The 22,609-nt window shown below is 34.0% G+C and carries 18 protein-coding genes; all 18 read left to right on the top strand.

Annotated features, from left to right (window positions below; all coding sequences use genetic code 11):
* Window positions 1-29: 29 nt before the first annotated feature.
* The 18 genes from tilS to lysS all read left to right on the top strand — a co-directional run bounded on the left by tilS (window position 30) and on the right by lysS (window position 22,429).
* Window positions 30-1,409, top strand: a complete 1,380-nt coding sequence (tilS, locus tag CCE28_RS18360; protein WP_095135192.1) for a tRNA lysidine(34) synthetase TilS — start codon at window positions 30-32, stop codon at window positions 1,407-1,409.
* Window positions 1,410-1,515: 106 nt separating this feature from the next.
* Window positions 1,516-3,465: an ATP-dependent zinc metalloprotease FtsH gene (gene ftsH, locus CCE28_RS18355; RefSeq protein ID WP_095135191.1), complete on the top strand. Its 1,950-nt coding sequence runs from the start codon at window positions 1,516-1,518 to the stop codon at window positions 3,463-3,465.
* Between the two features lie 105 nt (window positions 3,466-3,570).
* The gene (locus tag CCE28_RS18350) at window positions 3,571-5,760 is read left to right on the top strand and encodes an ATP-binding protein (RefSeq protein ID WP_095135190.1); all 2,190 of its coding nucleotides are present in this window, start codon (window positions 3,571-3,573) and stop codon (window positions 5,758-5,760) included.
* A gap of 4 nt (window positions 5,761-5,764) precedes the next feature.
* Window positions 5,765-7,099, top strand: coding sequence for a sigma-54-dependent transcriptional regulator (locus tag CCE28_RS18345; protein ID WP_095135189.1), 1,335 nt, complete (start codon window positions 5,765-5,767; stop codon window positions 7,097-7,099).
* Window positions 7,100-7,379: 280 nt separating this feature from the next.
* Window positions 7,380-8,765: an aspartate-alanine antiporter-like transporter gene (locus tag CCE28_RS18335; RefSeq protein WP_095135187.1), complete on the top strand. Its 1,386-nt coding sequence runs from the start codon at window positions 7,380-7,382 to the stop codon at window positions 8,763-8,765.
* A 191-nt stretch (window positions 8,766-8,956) separates the two neighbouring features.
* On the top strand, window positions 8,957-10,474 hold the full coding sequence (locus CCE28_RS18330) for an acetyl-CoA hydrolase/transferase family protein (protein ID WP_095135186.1): 1,518 nt from the start codon (window positions 8,957-8,959) through the stop codon (window positions 10,472-10,474).
* Window positions 10,475-10,605: 131 nt separating this feature from the next.
* A complete protein-coding gene (locus tag CCE28_RS18325) occupies window positions 10,606-12,282 on the top strand; it encodes an acyl-CoA mutase large subunit family protein (protein ID WP_095135185.1) in 1,677 nt (558 codons plus the stop codon).
* Between the two features lie 28 nt (window positions 12,283-12,310).
* On the top strand, window positions 12,311-12,706 hold the full coding sequence (locus CCE28_RS18320; RefSeq protein WP_095135184.1) for a cobalamin B12-binding domain-containing protein: 396 nt from the start codon (window positions 12,311-12,313) through the stop codon (window positions 12,704-12,706).
* Between the two features lie 77 nt (window positions 12,707-12,783).
* Window positions 12,784-13,716: a methylmalonyl Co-A mutase-associated GTPase MeaB gene (meaB, locus tag CCE28_RS18315; RefSeq protein ID WP_095135183.1), complete on the top strand. Its 933-nt coding sequence runs from the start codon at window positions 12,784-12,786 to the stop codon at window positions 13,714-13,716.
* Between the two features lie 25 nt (window positions 13,717-13,741).
* Complete coding sequence (gene mce, locus CCE28_RS18310; protein ID WP_095135182.1) at window positions 13,742-14,143, top strand: methylmalonyl-CoA epimerase; 402 nt, start codon at window positions 13,742-13,744, stop codon at window positions 14,141-14,143.
* 58 nt (window positions 14,144-14,201) lie between these two features.
* A complete protein-coding gene (locus tag CCE28_RS18305; protein ID WP_095135181.1) occupies window positions 14,202-15,749 on the top strand; it encodes a carboxyl transferase domain-containing protein in 1,548 nt (515 codons plus the stop codon).
* Between the two features lie 15 nt (window positions 15,750-15,764).
* A complete protein-coding gene (locus CCE28_RS18300; protein WP_095135180.1) occupies window positions 15,765-16,169 on the top strand; it encodes an OadG family protein in 405 nt (134 codons plus the stop codon).
* A 35-nt stretch (window positions 16,170-16,204) separates the two neighbouring features.
* Window positions 16,205-16,597, top strand: a complete 393-nt coding sequence (locus tag CCE28_RS18295) for a biotin/lipoyl-containing protein (RefSeq protein WP_095135179.1) — start codon at window positions 16,205-16,207, stop codon at window positions 16,595-16,597.
* A gap of 37 nt (window positions 16,598-16,634) precedes the next feature.
* Window positions 16,635-17,786, top strand: a complete 1,152-nt coding sequence (locus tag CCE28_RS18290) for a sodium ion-translocating decarboxylase subunit beta (protein ID WP_095135178.1) — start codon at window positions 16,635-16,637, stop codon at window positions 17,784-17,786.
* Between the two features lie 141 nt (window positions 17,787-17,927).
* A complete protein-coding gene (locus CCE28_RS18285; RefSeq protein WP_095135177.1) occupies window positions 17,928-18,917 on the top strand; it encodes a biotin--[acetyl-CoA-carboxylase] ligase in 990 nt (329 codons plus the stop codon).
* 365 nt (window positions 18,918-19,282) lie between these two features.
* Entirely contained in the window at window positions 19,283-20,212 is a 930-nt protein-coding gene (gene dusB / locus CCE28_RS18280; protein ID WP_408607045.1) for a tRNA dihydrouridine synthase DusB, read from the top strand.
* A 246-nt stretch (window positions 20,213-20,458) separates the two neighbouring features.
* Window positions 20,459-20,938 (top strand): transcription elongation factor GreA, encoded by a 480-nt coding sequence (greA, locus tag CCE28_RS18275; protein WP_095135175.1) that lies wholly within the window; start codon window positions 20,459-20,461, stop codon window positions 20,936-20,938.
* An 18-nt stretch (window positions 20,939-20,956) separates the two neighbouring features.
* A complete protein-coding gene (gene lysS / locus CCE28_RS18270) occupies window positions 20,957-22,429 on the top strand; it encodes a lysine--tRNA ligase (protein WP_095135174.1) in 1,473 nt (490 codons plus the stop codon).
* Window positions 22,430-22,609 lie beyond the last annotated feature (180 nt).

Below are 22,609 nucleotides of genomic sequence, written 5' to 3'. Positions count from 1 at the left end.
TACAATATATACAGAGTGAGGCTAAAAATATGCTAGAGAAGTTTTTGCAAACCATTGAAGAATATAATTTAATAGAAGTTAATGAAAAAATAGTAGTTGGAGTATCAGGAGGTCCTGACTCTATTTCTTTGTTACACTTACTTTTTACAATTAAAGAAAAGTATAATATTCAAATATATGGAGTTCATTTAAATCACAAATATAGAGGAAAGGAAGCAGATGAAGATGCTCAATATGTTCATGAATTTTGTACTAAATTAAAAATTCCCTGCTATGTATATAGTGAAAATGTAGAGGAATATAGTAAAAAGAAGGGTAGAAGTTTTGAAGAGGGAGGCAGAGAGTTAAGATACAAATATTTTTATGAGGTTTTAAGAAAAGTAGGGGCAAAGAAAATTGCTGTAGCACAGAATCTGGATGACCAAGCAGAGACTATGCTTATGAGATTTATGCGTGGTAGTGGAATAGAAGGTCTTTGTGCTATGGATTATAAAAGAGATGAAATAATTAGACCAATTTTAAATATTAGAAGAAAAGAAATAGAAAAATACTGTGAAAGACATGGTTTGAACCCACGAATAGATAAAACTAATTTAGAGTCCATATACACAAGAAATAGAATAAGACTAGAATTAATTCCCTATATAAGTGAGCATTTTAATAGAAATATAAAAGAAACACTCTTTAGAACATCAGAATTAATAAGAGAAGACAAAAAATTTTTAGATGAATGTGTGAAAGAATCTTATAATAGGGTAATAAAAGAAGAAGTGGGCAAAGTAATAATAGATAGACTAGAATTTAATAAATGTCATAAAGCAATTCAGAGAAGAATAATAAGGGAATGTATATTATACATATGTAGTGATTTGAAAAATATAGAAAAAAAACATGTGGAAGAACTAATAAAGTTTATAGGAATGGCTAGGAGTGGAAGTACTATAGATTTACCTAAAAATCTCATATCCCTAGTAAAGTATGAAAAAGTAGTTATTAAAAAAAGAGAAAATTCAAAGAATAAAGATTTCTTATATCCTGTGGAAATAGGAAAGAAAATCTATATAGAAGAATTAAATGGATATATTTATGGAGAAATTGTAAGTATGGATGAATATAATTCTTCTAATAATGGTAAATATAATATGTACTTTGATTTTAATGAAACTAAAGAATTGTTTATTAGAAATAGGCGTAATGGAGATAAATTCAAACCATTAGGTCTTAATGGTACGAAAAAGTTAAAGGATTATTTCATAGATGAAAAAATTCCAAAGGATGAAAGAAGTGAAATACCCATATTAGTAAGTGATGATGAAATATTATGGGTAGTAGGTTATAGAAGAAGTAGTTTGGGTAAAGTGAAAAAAAATTCTGAAAGAATTTTGAGGGTGAGTTATATACAGGAATAATAGAATTGCATATAATTCATGTTTACTAAAGGAATCCTTTTTAAAAATTTAAAAATATGATAAAATTAAAAGATGTATAGTGAAATAATAGAAGGGAGGGCTTCTGTTGAAGAAGTTTTTTAGGGGAGCTAGCTTTTACATACTAATATTCGTAGTAATAATCTTGATTGTGCAGTTTTATGGTCAGCCAACACAAGAAAGATTAGAAATAGGGATATCAGACTTTATAGTAGAGCTTCAAAAGGGAAATATATCTGAGATAGATATTGTGGAAAATAAGGTAACTGGAACACTAAAAGGTAATAAGCCTTTTGAAACATATATACCTTCTGTAATAAAATCAGAAGCATTGGTGCAAGAATATATATTTCCTCAAATAAAAGCAGGAAAGCTAAAGGTGACTGCACAACCTCCAGCAAAAACTCCATGGTTCTTTGAAATACTTCCGACCATATTTATGATTTTAATATTCGGGGCATTCTGGTTCATATTTATGCAACAGTCCCAAGGGGGCGGAAGTCGTGTTATGTCATTTGGTAAAAGTCGTGCAAAACTGCACAAGGAAGATGAACATAAGAAAGTTACGTTTGATGATGTGGCAGGTTTAGAAGAAGAAAAGGAAGAATTACAAGAAGTTGTAGATTTTCTTAAGAATCCAAGAAAATATATAGAACTAGGAGCTAGAATACCAAAGGGTATCCTTATGGTTGGACCTCCAGGAACTGGGAAAACTTATCTTTCTCGTGCAACGGCAGGAGAAGCTGGAGTTCCATTTTTCAGTATAAGTGGTTCTGATTTCGTTGAAATGTTTGTAGGTGTTGGTGCTTCTCGTGTTAGAGATTTATTTGAACAAGCTAAAAAAGAATCTCCTTGTATAGTATTTATTGATGAGATAGATGCTGTAGGTAGAAAAAGGGGAGCCGGTCTTGGCGGTGGACACGATGAAAGGGAGCAAACATTAAATCAATTACTAGTAGAAATGGATGGATTTGGTGTAAACGAGGGAATAATAATAATTGCGGCTACAAATAGACCAGACATATTAGACCCAGCACTTTTAAGACCAGGTAGATTTGACCGTCAAGTAATGGTTGGAGTACCTGATGTTAAAGGTAGAGAGGCTATACTAAAAGTTCATGCTAGAAACAAACCTCTTGCAGATGATGTGGATTTAAAAGTATTAGCGAAAAGAACTCCTGGATTTACTCCAGCAGATATAGAAAATCTAATGAATGAAGCGGCTCTTTTATCTGCTAGAGCTAATAAAAAGACAATTGAAATGCCTATTGTGGAAGAAGCTATAACTAAGGTTATTGCAGGACCAGAGAAAAAGAGTAAAGTTATTACGGAAAAGGATAAGAAGCTTACAGCATTCCATGAAGCAGGTCATGCTGTAGTATCTAAGATGCTTCCGAATTCTGATCCAGTACATCAAGTAACTATAATTCCAAGAGGTAGAGCTGGCGGATTTACCATGTACCTACCTAAGGAAGAAAAATCTTATACTACTAAGAGTGAGATGGAAGAAAGAATTGTAAGTTTGCTTGGTGGTAGAATGGCTGAAAAATTAGTCTTAGATGATATCAGTACGGGAGCTAGCAATGATATAGAAAGGGCTACTTCTATAGCTAGAGCCATGGTAACTAAGTATGGTATGAGTGATGCACTAGGCCCAATTAGTTACAGTAGTGATGAAGAAGTGTTCTTAGGACGAGATTTTTCTTCAAAGAGCAATTACTCTGAAGAAGTGGCTTCTAAGATTGATGCTGAAATAAGAAACATTATAGATAAGGGATATGAAAGAGCTGAACAAATTTTAACTGACAATATGGATAAACTGTATTTAATAGCAGAAACTTTACTTGAAGTTGAAACGTTAAATGCTGAAGAGTTTGATAAACTTTTTGATGACAATAAAATAAGTTTGCAAAAAGTAGACAGAGAAGTAGTGGCAGATGAAATGAAATTAGACGTTGAAGAGATTAAGATTGATGATGAAATAAAAATTGATGAAATGAAAATGATAGACGAAGATAAAAACAGTGAAGAACAATAAGTAATTAAGGTCTCCTTTTAAAAGGAGACCTTTTTACTTACTAGGAAAAAATGGGTCAATAAAGGATTGAAAATTCTATATAATGTGATTATATAGAATATAGTGATGAAGTGGTGTAAAATAGTATGTGGAGGGGATGTGGTTTTTATTAGAAGTTTAAAGGTAAAGATACCAGCAATAATAATAATTTTAGCATTAATATCCATATTACTAACGGCTTTTGTATCTTATGATTTGTTTACGAAGAAGATTAGACAGCAAATAATAGATAAAAATGAAACCATAAGTAATACCACATCTGATCAGGTATCTCAGTATTTATCTGATGCAAAGGGTGTTATAGAGTATTTGGCTAGGAATATAAATGTTAAGGATATGGACAAGGTAAAAAGAGAAATAGATAAGGCCTATATAGGGTATCATTGGATTGATGTGGTATTTTTCATGTCTCCAGAAGGGAAGATTGTATACAGTAAGCCTCATAACGATATAATTTATGAAAGAAGTTATTTAGATAGGGATTATTATAATTATGTAATGAAAGAAAAAAGTAGTTATATAAGTAAAGTGTTTGTAGGTAGCATCGTAAAGCAACCCCATATTATGATAGCTGTACCTATAATTGATCCTATAACTAATGAGGTGGAAGGAATAATAGGAGGGGGAGTACCCTTAAGGGCTATTAAAAAAATTGTTAATAAGGCTTATGAAATATATGATGGAGATATATATGTAATAGATACGAACACTAAGGCTCTAGTAAGTCCCCACGATAATGTATATGAAAAAATGTATTTAAAGAGAAATGTAAATATAGATGGAAAAACTATGGATTTAAAGGAATTGGCTCAAACCTATGAACGAGGCACGGGAGACTATAAAAAAGATTTTAGTAATGTATATATATCCTTTAATAAAATAAAAAATTACGATGGAATGATTATAGTTGAAAAGGATGAAAAGTCCATATTGGATGAAATAAATGTTATTAAAAGTAAATTTCTCTCCTATTTATTAATTATTTTAAGCTTAATATTAATCCTTAGTATTTCTCTTGCTAATAGCATTGTAAGGCCCATAAAAGATCTTGTAAATTATACTAGAAAAATTAGTGATAATATAGATAAAGATGTTCTTAACACTAAGGATATTAAATTGAATAATAATAGTGAAATAAGAGAACTAGAAATATCTTTTAGGAATATGGCTATTGAACTCTATAAGAAAATAGTAGCCTTTAAGCTTATGCACAAAAGGGAAAAAAACTTGAGAAAATATTTAGATAACATATTAAAAAGTGCAGGGAGTGGAGTGATTGTTATAAACTATCATGGAAAGGTTGCTATTTTTAATAAGGCTGCTCAAAATATTACGGGTATAAAAAGTAAAGAAATAGTGAACAAGTCTAGTGATCAGTTGTTAAAATTATTGGGATTATCTGAGGGAATGATAAGCTTAAAAAATAAAAAGTCCATAGAAGGGGAGTTTGTAATAAATAATATACAAAATAAAGAAATTCCTGTGGATATAGTCATATCTCCTGTGTTAGATGAGGATAAGGAAATTGTAAGTATAGTATGTATATTAAGAGATTTAACTAGAATAAAACTGTTAGAAAAGGAACTTAAAATAAAAGATAGATTAGAGACTATGGGGCAATTATCCTCTGCCATAATTCATGAGATAGGAAATCCTTTAGCTGGAATGACCAATTTATTAGAGGTTTTAAAGGATAATATAGAGGAAGAAAATGTGAGGGAAGATATAATTAGTGCCTTAAATGATGAAGTTGATGTTTTAAATAATATGGTTATTAACTTTTTGGATTTTACTAGACTTAGTAAAACTGAGAGGGTAGATGCTAATGTATATCATATTATAAATAGTGCCCTTAGTATATTAAACTCTCAAATTAAATATAAAATGATACGCATAATAGAGGAAATATCACCTAATATTCCTACTATAAGAATAGATCCTATGGGAATGAGACAAGTTATTGTAAATATACTAAAAAATAGTATACAGGCAGTAGGTGAATATGGAATTATCCATGTGAAGGTAGGTCCTACAGAAAATAACCATGTGGAGATAAGAATAAGAGACAATGGAAATGGCATAAAAAAAGAAATGATAGATAAAATATTTAACCCTCTGTTTACCACTAAAGAAGAAGGGAACGGGCTAGGGTTATATGTGGTTCACAATATAGTCATAGAAAACGGAGGAAGTATAACTGTAAATAGTGAAGAAGGAAAATATACGGAGTTTGTACTTAATTTTAAAGGGGAGTAAGTTCATGAAAATATTAATAATTGATGATGAGAAAAGTATTAGATTATCCCTAAGCCTTGGGTTAAAAACCTTCACAGATAAAATGTATACAGCTTCATCTGGGGAAGAAGGTATAAAGCTATTTGAAAAGCATAAACCGGATATATTAATAGTGGATATAAACTTAGGTGGTATAAGTGGATTGAAAGTCCTGGAAAAAGTCAGAAGTAAAAACAAAAAATGTATCATAATAATGATTACCTATATAAGTGAAGTGAAATTAGCAGTAGAAGCTATGAAATTAGGTGCTAATGATTATTTTACAAAGCCATTTAACATTCAAGAAATAAAGAAAACTATAGAAGATAATATAAAATATATAAAAAAATCCCGTGAGTTATCCAAGGGGGATAATAAAAATAAGATAAATCTAGTGGGAAACAGTAAGTATACCTTAAAGGTTAAGGAAGTGATTAAAAAGGTATCTAATATTCCCCACGACACTTTCATATTAATACAAGGAGAAAGTGGTACGGGAAAAGAGGTGGTGGCTAAATCTATTCATTTTAATGGAATTAGAAAGGACAAGCCATATATTGCTTTAAATTGTGCGGCAATACCTAAAAGTCTTCAAGAAAGTGAATTATTTGGTTATGAAAAAGGTGCCTTTTCTGATGCTAAGGTCCATAAAAGTGGACTTATAGAGGAATCTAATGGTGGAACTCTATTCTTAGATGAAATTGGAGATATGGATATATTATTACAAGCTAAGCTTTTAAGAGTATTACAAGAAAAGAAGTTTAGGAGATTGGGTAGTACTAAAGAAAAATGCTTTGCAGCTAATATTATAGCTGCAACTAATAAAAATTTATTAGAGGAAATTGAAAAGGGAAACTTCAGGGAAGATTTATATTATAGATTAAATATTATTCCTATAAATTTAAAACCCCTTAGGGAAAGAAAAGAAGATGTAAAAGATTTAATAGAGTATTTTATAGAAAGTTATAATAATAAACTGGATAAAAATGTATTAGGCATGTGTCCAGAAGCTTTAGATATATGTATAAACTATGAATGGAAAGGAAATGTACGTGAATTAAAGAATTTTATTGAGAGAATTATGATTTTTCAGGAAAATGACTTCGTAGAAGTGGACGACTTGCCACAAAATGTGATAAGTCATTATAGTGTTCAAAATACCCCTGCTATTAAGGAAATGAATTTAGAACATGTGGAAATGGAAACTATAAGTAGGGTGTTGAGGGAAAATAAATGGAATATAACCAAGACGGCGCAAGCCTTAGGCATATCTAGAATAACTTTAAGGAGGAAAATAGAAAAGTATAGTATAACAAAATAGGTGGTAAATTATTTACCAGTTACCACTGGTAAGTGGTAAATAATGATACATTTTTGACAATCTCAAAAGAGGCTGTTATAATATTAACGAAGGATGGTGAATATAAAAAATATATTCACCATCCTTTAATAGCGCTTTTTACCATATATTTCATAAAAATAGTTAAAAATAGGGTTAAAACTGTGCAAGTTTTGGAATGGAACTTGCATTTACATATTTATGTAAGAGTGCTGGAAAGTGATTAACAAATATTTAACAAAAATTAAAGGGGGAAGTCATAATGAAATTTGATGTAATTGCCTGGTTAACAAATCCATTTATCCTGATGTTTATATCAGTATTTACTGGATTAATGTTTGGTAAAATCAAGTTTGGAAAATTTAATTTTGGAGTTTCAGGAACATTATTTTCAGGTCTTTTAATAGGGTCATGGGCCCTTGGTTATGCTAAGAATATAGGTGAAGGAGAAGCAGGTTTTAAAGCGGCTCAAAAGCTTATTAAAGCTGGTGTTGTAAGTAAGGATTTCTTCTTTTTATTCTTAATTTTATTCGTTGCGGCAGTAGGACTTTTAGCTGCTAAGGACATGGGTACAGTTCTTAAGAAATATGGTGCTAAGTTCGTTATGTTAGGATTTATAATTACTCTATTAGGTGCAGCTGCAACTTATGGAATGACTTTAGTAGGATCGAGCTTAGGTTCTAGTTCAACTCCATATGAAATATCTGGAGTATACACTGGTGCATTAACTTCATCACCAGGTTTAGCCGCAGCTATAGAAACGGCTAAGGGACATGCAACTCATAAGGCAGAAATATACTCAGAACTTTCAGATGCAGAAAAAGATAAGGTGTTAAAAATTATAGACCCATCTGGAGAATTAAATGCACAAAACACTCCAGCATTAACACCTGAATTAACAGAACAGTTTATAACTAGTGCAGAAGCAGGTATAGGTGTTGGTCATGCCATTGGATATCCATTTGGTGTTATCATAGTTATATTAGCAGTTAACTTCTTCCCTAAGATCTTTGGTATTAATGTGAATGAAGAACAAAAACAACTTAGAGAAGAATTTGCAAAGGCAAAGGCTGAGGTTGCTTCTGGTAAAGAGGTTGAGGAAGTACCTTTTGATTTAATCGGTTTTGCTCTAGCTTGCTTTGTGGGATATACAATAGGTAAAATAAAAGTGTTCTTAGGACCGTTAGGATGGTTCTCTCTAGGTTCAACTGGTGGAGTACTAGTAGGTGCCTTAGTGTTAGGACATATTGGAAAAATCGGATTTATCAACTTTAGAATGAACAATAAAATATTAGGTGTTGTAAGACAAGTGGCTCTTGCATTCTTCCTAGCTATAGTAGGACTTAGATATGGATTTAAAGTATTCTATGCCCTTACTCATGGTGGAGCATTCTTAGCAGCAGTATCTTTAGTTGTAGGTGTTGTGGCTATGTGTATTGGTTTCTTCATAGGAAGATATATATTTAAGATTAACTGGGTTATGTTATCAGGAGCTATTTGTGGTGGTATGACTTCTACTCCAGGTCTTGGAGCTGCCATAGATGCAGTTGGAAGTGATGATCCAGCAGCAGGATATGGAGCAACGTATCCATTTGCTCTGTTAGGAATGGTTATATTCACTATCATTTTACACAACTTACCGATGTAATATAATTAATTCCACATAGGTTAAACCTATGTGGAATTAATTGATTAAACACGTATAAAACCAAAAAAACATTTAAAAGTCAAAAAATGTATAATTATGGCATGTAAATTGCATAATAAAGTAGCCGAGTAGATATTTTAAGTCAAGGTTGCTTTAGCATAAATCATTAAAAAAAACTAGGGAGTGATATAATGCTAGAAAAAAGAATTAGAAGAGAAGATCTAAAGAGTAAGGTAGTATCGGCTGAGGAAGCAGCTAAACTTATTGAGGATGGAATGGTAGTTGCCACTAGTGGCTTTACACCATCTGGATATCCAAAGGCTGTGCCACTAGCTTTAGCTAAAAGAGCAGAGGCAGGAGAAGAAATAGGAATTACTCTACTAACTGGAGCTTCTGTTGGTGATGAATTAGATGGAGCTTTAGGTAGAGCTGGAGTTATAAAGAGAAGATTCCCATATCAAACTCACAAGGATATTAGAAATGGTATTAATGGAGGGTCGATCGCATACCAAGATATGCATCTAAGTCATCTTCCACAATATATGGAAGCTGGAGTGTATGGTGATATAGATGTGGCTATAGTGGAAGCTGTAGCTATAACTGAAGAAGGGGGAATAGTACCTTCTACGTCTGTAGGTATAGCATCAAATGCTGTAAAGTTAGCTAAAAAAGTAATCATAGAGGTTAATACTTCTCAACCATTGGCATTAGAAGGTATGCATGATATATACCTGCCAGAAAAACCTCCTTTTAGAAAACCTATTCCTATTGAAAAGGCAGGGGACAGAATAGGAACTACATATATTCCTTGTGATATGGATAAGATTGCTGCAATTGTTGTTACAGACATTACAGATAAGGTTAGACCTCTTGGTGCTATTGATGAAAATTCAAAGGCAATTTCTAGACATATTATAGAATTCTTAAAGAAAGAAGTTGAGGCAGGAAGGCTTCCAGAGAACTTATTACCGCTTCAATCTGGAGTAGGTTCAGTGGCTAATGCGGTTCTAGGAGGGCTAGTTGAATCTCCATTTGAGAATTTAACTTGTTATACAGAAGTGCTTCAAGATTCAATGCTTGACTTAATTGACTCTGGTAAAGCCAGTGTAATATCTACTACAGCTGTAACTCCATCAGAATCAGGACTTGAAAGATTCCTTGATAATATAGAGAGATATGCTAATCATATTGTATTGAGACCACAAGAAATTAGTAATAATCCAGAAGTGGCAAGAAGACTTGGTGTTATATCCATGAATACAGCTATCGAAATCGATATGTATGGTCACGTTAATTCTACAAATATAATGGGATCTAGAATGATGAATGGTCTTGGTGGGTCTGGAGACTTTACTAGAAATGCTTATTTATCAATTTATACTACTGTATCTACAGCTAAAGGTGGAGATATATCTTCTATAGTTCCTATGGTATCCCATGTGGATCATACAGAACATGATGTTATGGTAGTAGTAACTGAACAAGGTCTTGCAGATTTAAGAGGAACATCTCCTGTGGAGCGAGCAAGATTAATAATTAATAATTGTGCTCATCCAGATTATAGAGATCAGTTAAATGATTATCTAGATAGAGCTCTAGAGAAGGGTTTAAACCATGAGCCGCATAACATTGGTGAAGCATTATCGTGGCATGAAACGTTCTTAAAAACAGGTTCTATGAAGAACTTAGAGGCGAAGAGTTGTTGTTAGAAAATTCAGATGAATGAACCGTGTCAAAAAATGTCAACCATTTAAAATTTTTAAAAGGATTTTAAAAAGACATGTAGAAATATTAGTGTGGTTATATTGTTTTAAATGAAAATAGACAAGGAGGAAAAACTATGTTTAAGGATGAAAAACTAGACAAAATAGGACAAAGCTTTGAAAAATTCCAAGCTGGTGTTAATAAGACACTAGAAAAAAGACCTGAGAGAAAAGATATATTTGAAAGTGGGTCAGGGGAAGTAGTAAATAGATTATATACTCCTCTAGATATTAAAGGTTTTGATTATGAGGAAGATTTAGGAATGCCAGGAAGCTATCCGTTTACTAGAGGTGTTCAAAACACTATGTACCGTGGAAAGCTTTGGACAATGAGAATGTATGCAGGTTTCGCTACTGCAGAAGAATCAAACAAGAGATATAAGTATCTTATAGAGCAAGGTTCTATGGGATTATCAGTTGCATTTGACTTACCAACTCAAATTGGATATGACTCAGACCATGCTTTATCTGAAGGTGAAGTTGGAAAAGTTGGAGTTGCTATTGACTCTCTTGCTGATATGGAAAAATTATTTGATGGAATTCCACTAGATAAGGTTTCTACATCTATGACAATCAATGCACCTGCATCTGTATTATTAGCTATGTATATAGCAGTTGCTGAAAAGCAAGGTGTATCTGCTGATAAATTAAGAGGAACTATTCAAAATGACATCTTAAAAGAGTACATTGCTCGTGGAACATACATATTCCCAACTGAGCCATCTATGAGACTTATAACTAATATCTTTGAATACTGTTCTAAAGAAGTTCCACTATGGAACACAATAAGTATCTCTGGATACCATATAAGAGAAGCTGGATCTACTGCTGCTCAAGAAGTAGGATTCACTATTGCTGATGGTATTGCTTACGTTAATGCTGCTATAGAAGCTGGTCTTGACGTAGATACTTTTGCACCAAGACTTTCTTTCTTCTTTAATGCACACAATGATATTTTAGAAGAAGTTGCTAAGTATAGAGCTGCTAGAAGATTATGGGCAAGAATTATGAAGGATAGATTTGGAGCTAAGAATGAAAAATCTATGAAGCTTAAGTTCCATACTCAAACAGGTGGATCTACATTAACTGCGCAACAACCAGAAAACAACATTGTACGTGTTGCTATTCAAACATTAGCAGCTGTACTTGGTGGAACTCAATCATTACACACTAACTCTAAGGATGAGGCATTAGCATTACCTACAGAAGATTCTGTACGTGTTGCTTTAAGAACTCAACAAATCGTAGCATACGAAAGTGGTGCTGCTGATACTATCGATCCATTTGCTGGTTCTTACTTCATGGAAGCTAAGACTAAAGATATTGAAGAAAAGGCTATGGAATACATTAAGAAGATTGATGAAATTGGTGGAGCTCCAAGAGCAATCGATGCTGGATACATCCAACAAGAAATCATGGATGCTGCTTATAACTACCAAAAGGATATTGAAACTGGAAAGCGTATTATCGTTGGTATGAATAAGTTCCAAATTGAAGAAGAAGCTCCTAAGGGATTATTAAGAGTTGACCCTTCAGTTGGAGAAAAGCAAAAGGGTCAAATTGCTGACTTAAAGTCTAAGAGAGATAACGCTAAGGTTGAAGAAACTCTAGAAGCTTTAAGAAAAGCTTGCTCAACTGATGAAAACTTAATGCCATATATCTTAGATGCTGTTAGAGCATATGGTACATTAGGAGAAATCTGCGGTGTAATGAGAGAAGTATTTGGTGAATATCAACAAAGTGTACAATTATAGATAAGAGTAAAAGAAGGAGGAAGTAAAAATGGATAGACCTATTAGAGTACTAGTGGCAAAACCAGGACTTGATGGACATGATAGAGGAGCAAAGGTTATTTCAAGAGCATTAAGAGATGCTGGAATGGAAGTTATATATACAGGACTTAGACAAACTCCTGAGCAAATAGTTAATGCAGCTATTCAGGAAGATGTTGATGTAGTTGCACTTAGTATATTATCAGGTGCACATAACACATTACTTCCAAAGGTAGTTGAACTTTTAAATGCTGAAAACGCTGACGACATATTAGTTGTTGGTGGTGGTGTAATTCCTGATGAGGATATACCTTTCTTAAAGGAAAAGGGAATTGTTGAAGTATTTACTCCAGGAACTCCTACATCTACAACTATTGAATTTATAAAAAACAACTTAAAGAGATAATATAAAACTTATAATTCGAATGTGGGTCTTTTGGTGGGGCCTGCATTCGAAATCTATGTATTTAGGTGGTGCAGCCCATGGATTTAGAACAAAGAATATTGAATAAAGAAAAAAGAGCTGTAGCTAGACTGATAACTTTAGCCGAAAATGGTGAAAAAGAGGCTTTTAAAATTCTGAAAAAGTTGTATAATAAAACTGGAAATGCTCATGTGATAGGTATTACAGGACCACCAGGAGCAGGAAAGAGTACATTGACAGACAAACTTGTGAAGGCATTGAGAAGAGAAGGGAAAACGGTTGGTGTAATTGCAGTTGACCCGACAAGTCCTTTTACAGGTGGATCTATACTAGGTGATAGGGTAAGAATGAGTGAATTAAATACTGACCCTGGTGTTTTTATCAGGAGTATGGGAGCTCGTGGTCACCTAGGAGGATTATCAAAAGCTACTCGTGCTGCTGTTAAGGTTCTTGACATCTATGGTGTAGATTATATATTTATTGAAACTGTAGGTGTTGGCCAATCAGAAGTAGATATAGCTAAAAATGCAGATACAACTCTAATGGTTATGGTTCCAGGTCTTGGAGATGATATTCAAGCTATTAAGGCGGGAATCATGGAAATTGGAGATGTATTTGCAATAAATAAAGCAGATAGGGATGGGGCTAAAAGAACTGCTACTGAAATTGAAATGATGCTAGATTTTAACAAGGAAGCTAAGTGGAGACCACCAGTTAATATGGCAATAGCTATTAAAAATGAAGGTATAGATGATTTGTTAAATGATATTAAAAAACATCTGGAATTCTTAAAGGAAAGTGGTCTTTATGAAGAAAGAAGAGTTCAAAACTCAAAACTTGAAATTATTGATTTAGTAAAGGATAATCTAATGGGAATGATCCTAGATAAGTCAAGTAAAGAAAAACTAGTAGATGAACTTTCAAAGAAGGTGGCAAATAGAGAGGTGGACCCATACACGTCTGCAGAAGAAATACTAAACAATATTAAATAATATTTTTAGGGAAGAGGGTAATGAAATGAAGGCATTAAAAGTAGACCATATAGGTATAGCTGTAAAAGACTTAGAGGCAACTTTGAAGTTCTATCAAGAAGTTTTAGGATTAGAATTAGAAGGAACAGAAGTTGTTGAAGAGCAAAAGGTTAAAGTAGCATTTTTACCAGTTGGAGACACTGAAGTAGAACTTCTAGAGTCAACTGATAAGGATGGTCCTATCGCTAGATATATTGAGAAAAAAGGCGAAGGAATGCAACATATAGCTTTTAGAGTTAGTAATATTGAAGAAGCCATTGCTGATATGAAAGCAAAGGGTGTTAGAATGATCGATGAAACGCCAAGATATGGAGCAGGTGGAGCAAAAATTGCATTCTGTCATCCAAAGAGTACAAACGGTGTATTAGTTGAACTAAGTGAGAGATAATAAGTCGTAAAAGTAACGGCTTAGTGTAGTCTAATTATAAAGTAGGAGGTTTAGACAAATGGCAGTAAACAAGATAGAAGATCTGCGTAAAAGAAAAGAAACAATCATGATGGGTGGGGGAGCTAAAAGAATAGATAAGCAACACGCATCAGGAAAGTTAACTGCTAGGGAGAGAATAAACTTACTGTTCGATGAAGGTACATTTGTTGAGATAGATGCATTCGTTAAGCATAGATGCACTAACTTTGGAATGGAAAAGACAGAAGCACCAGGTGAAGGTGTTGTTACTGGATATGGAATGGTAGATGGAAGAATAGTTTATGCATTTGCACAAGATTTCACTGTAATTGGTGGATCTTTAGGAGAAATGCATGCAGCTAAGATTTGCAAAACATTAGATAATGCTATGAAGGTTGGAGCGCCAGTTGTTGGTCTTAATGACTCTGGTGGAGCTAGAATCCAAGAAGCAGTAGATGCATTATCAGGATATGCAAAAATTTTCTATAGAAATACTATAGCATCAGGAGTAATCCCACAAATTTCTGTTATTATGGGACCTTGTGCAGGTGGAGCAGTTTATTCACCAGGTATCACTGACTTTATATTCATGGTTGATCAAACTAGTAAAATGTTTATTACAGGACCACAAGTAATCAAGACGGTTACAGGTGAAGAAGTTTCTGCAGAACAATTAGGTGGAGCTATGACTCATAACTCTGTAAGTGGTGTTGCACATCAAATGGCAGCTACTGACGAAGAGTGTATAGCTGAAGTAAGAAGATTATTAAGCTACTTACCATCTAATAATATGGAGACGGCTCCTGTATTTGAAACGGAAGACGATATTAACAAAATTATACCTGAATTAGATACATTATTACCAGATAATCCAAATAAAGCCTATGATATGTTTGACATAATAAGAAATGTTGTAGATGATGGAGACTACTTCGAAGTTCTTCCTCATTTTGCAAAGAATATTATCACATGTTTTGCTAGAATTAACGGAAGAAGTGTTGGTATTATAGCTAACCAACCTAAGTTCTTAGCAGGATGTTTAGAAATTAATGCTTCTGACAAGGCTGCAAGATTCATAAGAACTTGTGATGCATTTAATATTCCACTTTTAAACATTGTAGACGTACCAGGTTTCTTACCAGGAACTACTCAAGAGTATGGTGGAATCATTAGACACGGTGCTAAGATGCTTTATGCATACAGTGAAGCTACTGTACCAAAAGTAACTATGATCGTAAGAAAAGCTTATGGTGGATCTTATATTGCAATGTGCTGTAAAGAATTAGGAGCTGACATGGTATTAGCTTGGCCAAGTGCTGAGATTGCAGTTATGGGACCTCAAGGGGCTGCAAATATCATATTTAGAAATGATATTAAGAATTCTGAAAACCCACAAGAAACTAGAGCTCAAAAGATTGCTGAGTACACAGAAGAGTTTGCTACTCCATACAAAGCAGCTGAGAGAGGTTATGTGGATGACGTGATTGAGCCAAATGCATCAAGACCGAGACTTGTGGATGCGTTTAATATGTTAATGTCTAAGAGAGAAACAAGACCAGCTAAAAAACATGGTAATATCCCTCTATAGAAGGAAGGTGATAATATGACTTTATTAGATAAATTTGCAAACCCTGAGATGATTAAAACTCTATCAATGGGAGAAAAGCTTACTGCTTCCTTAATGGTAACTGTACTTGGTATGGGGATCACTTTTGCTGTACTAATGCTTCTTTGGGGTCTTATAGTAACTATGACTAAGATGCTAGTTAAAGAAGAAAAGAAAGAAGTAGTTACTGTTGCACCACAAGCTGCACCTCAGCCAGTGTTAGAACCAGCTTGTGATGAAGAAAACGATGAGGAATTAGTTGCTGTTATAACTGCAGCTATAGCAGCTAGTTTAAATACATCAACTCATAACTTAGTAGTTAGAAACATTGTAAGAGTAATTGATGAAACTCCAGCATGGGGTCAAGCAGGAAGAGCAGAACAATTAGGAAATAGATTATAGTTAAAACTTAAAGTATCATAAGGAGGATTATCGAAATGAGAAAATTCAATATAAGTGTTAATGGAAATACATATGAAGTTGAAGTAGAAGAAATTGGAGGAGTTCAGGCTCCAGCACCAGTTGCAAGACCAGCAGCTGCACCAAGACCAGCAGCACCTAAAGCAGCTCCAGCACCTAAAGCAGCTCCAAAGGCAGCAGCTCCAGCACCAGCGGGAGGAAGTACTGTATCAGCTCCAATGCCAGGAACTGTATTAGACGTTAAGGTAAATGAAGGAGATACTGTAGAGCAAGGTCAAGTATTATTAATTCTAGAAGCTATGAAGATGGAAAATGAAATTATGGCACCAGCAGCAGGTAAAGTAGTATCTGTAAGTGCATCTAAGGGTGCATCAGTTAATGCTGGAGACGTATTAATTACATTAGGATAGTCTAGGAATCCTAATTTCATAAGAAAGGAGATTTACTATGGGACAGACTATCGTAAAATTTATAGAAAGTACTGCATTCTTTGGACCTGATGGCATTAGCTTAGGCCATGTACTAATGCTTTTTATATCTTTCGTATTGTTATATTTAGCTATTAAGAAAGAATTCGAACCATTACTATTAGTACCTATTGCTTTTGGTATGTTACTTACTAACTTACCTAAGGCAGGAATGATGGCACTTCCAGAAATGGTAGGTCATCATGTACAACCAGGTGGATTACTATATTACTTCTTCCAAGGAGATGAACTTGGAATATTCCCTCCTATTATATTCATGGGAGTTGGAGCTATGACAGACTTCGGTCCACTTATAGCTAATCCAAGAGCTCTACTTTTAGGAGCAGCAGCACAATTTGGTATATTTACCACTTTCTTAGGAGCTATACTTCTTGGATTTACAGGACAAGAAGCAGGAGCTATAGGAATAATTGGAGGAGCAGATGGTCCAACGGCTATATTCTTAACTTCTAAGTTAGCTCCACATCTTTTAGGACCTATAGCAGTTGCGGCTTACTCGTATATGGCATTAGTTCCAATCATTCAGCCACCTATTATGAAGGCCTTAACTACTAAGGAAGAGCGTATGATTAAGATGGATCAATTAAGACCTGTAACTAAAGTGGAAAAGATTATATTCCCTATAACGGTTACAGTGGTAGTATCTTTAATATTACCACCAGCAGCTACTCTAGTAGGTATGCTTATGCTTGGTAACTTATTTAAAGAATCTGGAGTTGTGGGAAGACTTACTGACACAGCTACAAATGCTTTAATGAATATAGTAACTATATTCCTAGGATTATCAGTAGGAGCTACAGCTACTGCTGAGCAATTCTTAAGAGCAACTACAATTAAGATTATTGTTTTAGGAGTATTAGCTTTCGCAGTGGGAACTGCAGCAGGACTTATCTTAGCTAAGATAATGAACAAATTATCTGGTGGAAAGATAAACCCACTTATAGGTTCTGCAGGAGTATCTGCCGTACCTATGGCAGCTAGAGTATCTCAAGTAGTAGGACAAAAGGAAAATCCTTCAAACTTCCTACTAATGCATGCTATGGGACCTAACGTATCGGGAGTTATAGGTTCTGCCGTAGCAGCAGGGGTTATGTTATCTCTATTTGGCTAAAGAATAATAAAGATGTGGAAAAGGGACGGAGCCTTTTTCACATCTTTTTCTTTGTCTTTTTTTATTCTTTTGATATACTTTAATTTGATAGGTTATTATAAGAATCTAGTTAATTCCACTAGGTATTAGGGGGAATATATTATGAGAAAAAGAATATTAGAAGTTCTAATAAACAGTAAGGATAAATTCATATCGGGAGAAGAGCTTAGCAAGAGCATAGGAGTGAGCAGAACTGCTGTATGGAAACATATAAAGAAGTTAAAGGAAGAAGGATATAAGATAGAATCAGTACCTAAACGAGGGTACATGTTAATAAAAGAAGGGGATAAATTAGATTCTAAGCTTTTATCCATAGACATGAAGAATAAAGTGATAGGGAAAGAAATAATACATTTTGATAGTATAGATTCTACAAGTAATCATGCTAAGGCCATAGCCTTAGAAGGTGCAGAAGAAGGTACTGTAGTAATAGCAGAAGAGCAGACTAAGGGTCGTGGGAGACTTGGGCGAAGTTGGGTATCTCCAAAGGGGCAAGGTATCTGGATGTCTATCATATTAAGACCGGATATAATACCTACCCATGCCATGAAGATAACTCAAATTGTGGCAGCTGCCATAACTGAAGCTTTAAGAAAGTTTACTAAGGATGATGTACTTATAAAGTGGCCTAATGATATAGTTCTCCATAAGAAGAAGGTATGTGGCATTTTAACAGAGATGAGTGCAGAGATTGATAAGGTTAACTTTGTCATAGTGGGTATTGGAGTTAATGCTAATATGGATGAGACTCTACTTCCTGAAGATGTGGCAGATAAGGCTGTATCATTGGCTAAATATATGGATGATGATATTTCTAGAAAAGAAATAGTGAAGGAAATACTATATGAGTTTGAAAAGCTTTATATGGATTTTATAGAGAGTAGGTCCATAGAAAAGAGTATAGATATATGCAGACAATATTCTGCTACATTAAATAATACTGTGAGGATTATAAGTAGAGATAGTGAAGTTAAAGCTCGTGCCATTGACCTTAGTGAAGAAGGGGAACTTGTAGTAGAATATGAAGATGGACGAGTTGAGAAAGTCTTTTCAGGAGAAGTTTCTGTAAGAGGATTGTATGAGTATGTGTAAAATGTGAATAATAAGGTTGAGTGGACTTGTATATATTGATAAACCGCTTCTAATCTAAAGGGATGTGAACTTACTTCGGTCATATAACTGAAAAATATTTTATAAGGTAAGTCGCTATCAGACTATAAAGTGTGAATAGTATACTTACGGTAGAAGATTCATAATTGTTTGCAGTATATGATGTTCTGATGTTCCACCTTCTAAAAATTTTTCAGTTATATTCCCTTGTAAGTAGCTAGAGTTTATTGGATTTGGAAGTGGTATGTTTATATATGAAAGCTTAACCGTGAACTTTTAAAAGAAGGGAGAGGAGTATCATATATATAGGAGATGTTAATATAGATAATAATGTATTTTTAGGACCAATGGCTGGAGTGACAGACCTTTCTTTTAGGATATTGTGTAAGGAATGCGGTGCTGGTATGGTTTATACGGAGATGGTTAGTGCAAAGGGCCTTTGTTATGAGGATAAGAAGACCCATATGCTTACTAAGATAGAAGATGTAGAAAAACCTGTGGCACTTCAGATATTTGGTTCTGACCCGGATTTTATGGGTAGAGCTGCTGCTAAGCTTAATAATTTAGAAAATGCAGTATTAGATATTAATATGGGTTGTCCTACACCTAAGATAATAAAAAATGGTGATGGATCAGCTTTAATGAAGAACCCTAAATTAGCAGGAGAAGTTATAAAAGCCGTTGTAAGGGAATCTATAAAACCTGTAACTGTGAAAATAAGGAAGGGTTGGGATGATTCTAGTATAAATGCGGTAGAAATGGCTAAAATTATAGAAGACAGTGGAGCTAGTTTAGTTGCTGTCCATGGAAGAACTAGAGAAGAGTTTTATACGGGTAAAGCTGATTGGAATATTATTAAAGAAGTAAAAGAAGCTGTAAGTATTCCTGTTATAGGCAATGGAGATGTTTTTTCTGTGGAAGATGCAAAAAATATGGTAGAATTAACAGGGTGTGATGGTGTTATGATTGCAAGGGGAGCCCAAGGGAATCCTTGGATATTCAAAAGGGTAGCCCATTACTTGAAAACAGGACAGATCATTCCGAAACCTACTATAGAAGAAAAGGTGGAACTCATAAAGAAACATTTAGACCTTCTTATAGAAAATAAGACTGAGTATGTGGCGGTAAGGGAAATTAGAAAGCATATTGCCTGGTATTTTAAGGGCGTGAGAAACTCCAACAAATTAAGGGGAGAAACTAATAATTTAAATTCAAAAGAAGAGATATTAGACATACTAAATAGATTTATGGAGAGCTACTACCAACATGGTGAATAAAAGAATAATGTGCCTTAAAGTGTATGGGAAATATGCCGCTTGACAACCCTATGGGAGGTACTCTATAATTAAATCCATATAGTGGAAAAGTAAAAGTGAATACATAGGAAAAAAGCACTGTAAAAGCAGTGCTTATTGTCGTAGACAAAAAGATTTACCACTTATTAACAAGAATAAATTAGTTCATAAAGAATATAATTATTTAATAATTGAACTTAAAATAAAATAAAAAGGAGAGGGAGCATAATGAGTGAGAAAGAGATTCTCTTGACGGTAGAAGGACATAGGAAAACTGAAGAAGAATTAGAGCTTTTAAAAACGGTTAAAAGACAAGAGGTGGCAGCAAGAATTAAGGAAGCTATAGCTTTTGGAGATATTAGTGAAAACTCTGAATATGACGAAGCTAAAAATGAACAAGCAAAATTAGAGGAAAGAATTGCAAAACTTGAAGCAACATTGAGAAAAGCAAGAATAATATCTGAAGATGAAATATCTTTAGATGTGGTTAATATAGGATCAACTGTAAAGGTATTTGATGTGGAATTCGATGAGGAAATAGAATATACAATAGTAGGATCTGCTGAGGCTGATCCATATGAATTAAAGATTTCAAATGAATCTCCTGTTGGAATGGCTTTAATAGGAAGTAAAGTTGGGGAAACTGTAGAAGTACACGCTCCTCAAGGATTAATGCAATATAAAGTTTTAGAAATTAGTAGAAGATAAATTGTGAGGTGACTAAGGATGAGCGAGGAAATGCAATTAAGTGAGGTCCTGCAAGTAAGAAGAGATAAGTTAAATACCTTAAGAAAAATGGGAAGAGATCCATACAAGGTAGAAAAGTATGATCAAACTCATTTTAGTGGGGACATTAAGGGTAACTTTGAAGAAATGGAAGGAAAAGAAGTCTCTGTGGCTGGAAGAATAATGGCCAAAAGAGGAATGGGGAAAGCTTCTTTCCTAGACATGCAGGACAAACAAGGTAGAATCCAATCTTATGTAAGAAAGGATGCTATAGGAGAAGAAGAGTACGATATAACTCTTACTTATGATATTGGGGATATTATTGGAGTTAAAGGTACTGTTTTCAAAACTAAGAATGGAGAAGTATCAGTTAGAGCCAGTGAAGTAAGTTTATTATCAAAGTCTTTAAAGCCTCTTCCTGAAAAGTGGCATGGTCTTAAAGATAAGGAATTAAGATACAGACAAAGATATGTAGACCTTATAGTAAATCCTGAAGTTAAAGATACATTTATTAAGAGAACTAGAGCTATTAAGGCTTTAAGAAAATATTTAGATGATAAGGACTTCTTAGAGGTGGAGACGCCTATCCTAGATACGGTTGCATCTGGAGCTAATGCGAGTCCTTTCATTACTCATCACAATGCTCTTGATATAGACATGTACATGAGAATTGCTACAGAACTTCACTTAAAGAGATTAGTAGTTGGTGGTATAGATAGAGTTTATGAAATAGGAAGACTATTTAGAAACGAAGGTATGTCTCCAAAGCATAACCCAGAGTTTACTACTATAGAATGGTATATGGCCTATGCAGATTATGAAGTTATGATGCAAATGTGTGAAGAAGTAGTGTCTGCAATGGCTATGGCTGCTGCTGGAACTACTAAACTTACATATCAAGGAAAGGAAATTGATTTAGCCCCTCCTTGGAAGCGTATCAGAATGGTAGACTTAGTAACAGAGATGACAGGAATAAATTTAGAAGAAGTTGCAACTGATGAAGAAGCTATTAAGATAGCTAAGGAAAAAGGATTAGAAGTTAGAAAAGATTTTAAGAAGGGTGATATTATAAACCTATTCTTCGAAGAATTCTGTGAGCATACTTTAATCCAACCTACTTTTGTAACTCATCACCCTGTTGAAGTATCTCCTTTTGCTAAGAAAGATCCAGAAAATCCTGCATACACTCATAGATTTGAGGCTTTTGCTAACACTTGGGAAATTGCAAATGCATTCTCTGAGTTAAATGATCCAATCGATCAAAGAGAAAGATTTGAAGAACAAGTAAGAAGAAAAGACTTAGGTGAAGATGAGATTGCCATGATGGATGAAGATTTCTTAAATGCATTAGAAATTGGTTTACCTCCAACAGGCGGAATCGGTATTGGTATAGATAGATTAGTAATGTTACTTACTGACTCTCCATCTATAAGAGACGTACTATTCTTCCCTACAATGAAGCCAATTAAATAATTTTTATATGAAGATGAAACGATAATTATCGTTTCATCTTTTGTTATCCATACACAAACTATGTTCAAACAAAATGTATACAAACTTACTTCGGTCATATAAATGAAAATGTTTATAAGGTAAGTAACTATCAGACTAAATAGTGCAAATCTTATGATTAGGGTAGAAGGTTCACAGTTG

The organism is Anaeromicrobium sediminis, assembly GCF_002270055.1.
GTDB classification, from domain to species: domain Bacteria; phylum Bacillota; class Clostridia; order Peptostreptococcales; family Thermotaleaceae; genus Anaeromicrobium; species Anaeromicrobium sediminis.
Note: the sequence above shows the minus strand (reverse complement) of the source record. Positions and strands in the feature narration are given on the sequence as shown.

Excerpts from the sequence above, each read along its gene's own strand:
- mce (WP_095135182.1), top strand. The coding sequence starts at position 13,742 with ATGAAGGCATTAAAAGTAGACCATATAGGTATAGCTGTAAAAGACTTA.
- CCE28_RS18350 (WP_095135190.1), top strand. The coding sequence starts at position 3,571 with ATGAAGTGGTGTAAAATAGTATGTGGAGGGGATGTGGTTTTTATTAGA.
- CCE28_RS18330 (WP_095135186.1), top strand. The coding sequence starts at position 8,957 with ATGCTAGAAAAAAGAATTAGAAGAGAAGATCTAAAGAGTAAGGTAGTA.
- CCE28_RS18300 (WP_095135180.1), top strand. The coding sequence starts at position 15,765 with ATGACTTTATTAGATAAATTTGCAAACCCTGAGATGATTAAAACTCTA.
- greA (WP_095135175.1), top strand. The coding sequence starts at position 20,459 with ATGAGTGAGAAAGAGATTCTCTTGACGGTAGAAGGACATAGGAAAACT.
- CCE28_RS18285 (WP_095135177.1), top strand. The coding sequence starts at position 17,928 with ATGAGAAAAAGAATATTAGAAGTTCTAATAAACAGTAAGGATAAATTC.
- lysS (WP_095135174.1), top strand. The coding sequence starts at position 20,957 with ATGAGCGAGGAAATGCAATTAAGTGAGGTCCTGCAAGTAAGAAGAGAT.
- tilS (WP_095135192.1), top strand. The coding sequence starts at position 30 with ATGCTAGAGAAGTTTTTGCAAACCATTGAAGAATATAATTTAATAGAA.
- CCE28_RS18325 (WP_095135185.1), top strand. The coding sequence starts at position 10,606 with ATGTTTAAGGATGAAAAACTAGACAAAATAGGACAAAGCTTTGAAAAA.
- CCE28_RS18345 (WP_095135189.1), top strand. The coding sequence starts at position 5,765 with ATGAAAATATTAATAATTGATGATGAGAAAAGTATTAGATTATCCCTA.
- meaB (WP_095135183.1), top strand. The coding sequence starts at position 12,784 with ATGGATTTAGAACAAAGAATATTGAATAAAGAAAAAAGAGCTGTAGCT.
- CCE28_RS18320 (WP_095135184.1), top strand. The coding sequence starts at position 12,311 with ATGGATAGACCTATTAGAGTACTAGTGGCAAAACCAGGACTTGATGGA.
- CCE28_RS18295 (WP_095135179.1), top strand. The coding sequence starts at position 16,205 with ATGAGAAAATTCAATATAAGTGTTAATGGAAATACATATGAAGTTGAA.
- CCE28_RS18290 (WP_095135178.1), top strand. The coding sequence starts at position 16,635 with ATGGGACAGACTATCGTAAAATTTATAGAAAGTACTGCATTCTTTGGA.
- CCE28_RS18335 (WP_095135187.1), top strand. The coding sequence starts at position 7,380 with ATGAAATTTGATGTAATTGCCTGGTTAACAAATCCATTTATCCTGATG.
- CCE28_RS18305 (WP_095135181.1), top strand. The coding sequence starts at position 14,202 with ATGGCAGTAAACAAGATAGAAGATCTGCGTAAAAGAAAAGAAACAATC.
- dusB (WP_408607045.1), top strand. The coding sequence starts at position 19,283 with ATGGCTGGAGTGACAGACCTTTCTTTTAGGATATTGTGTAAGGAATGC.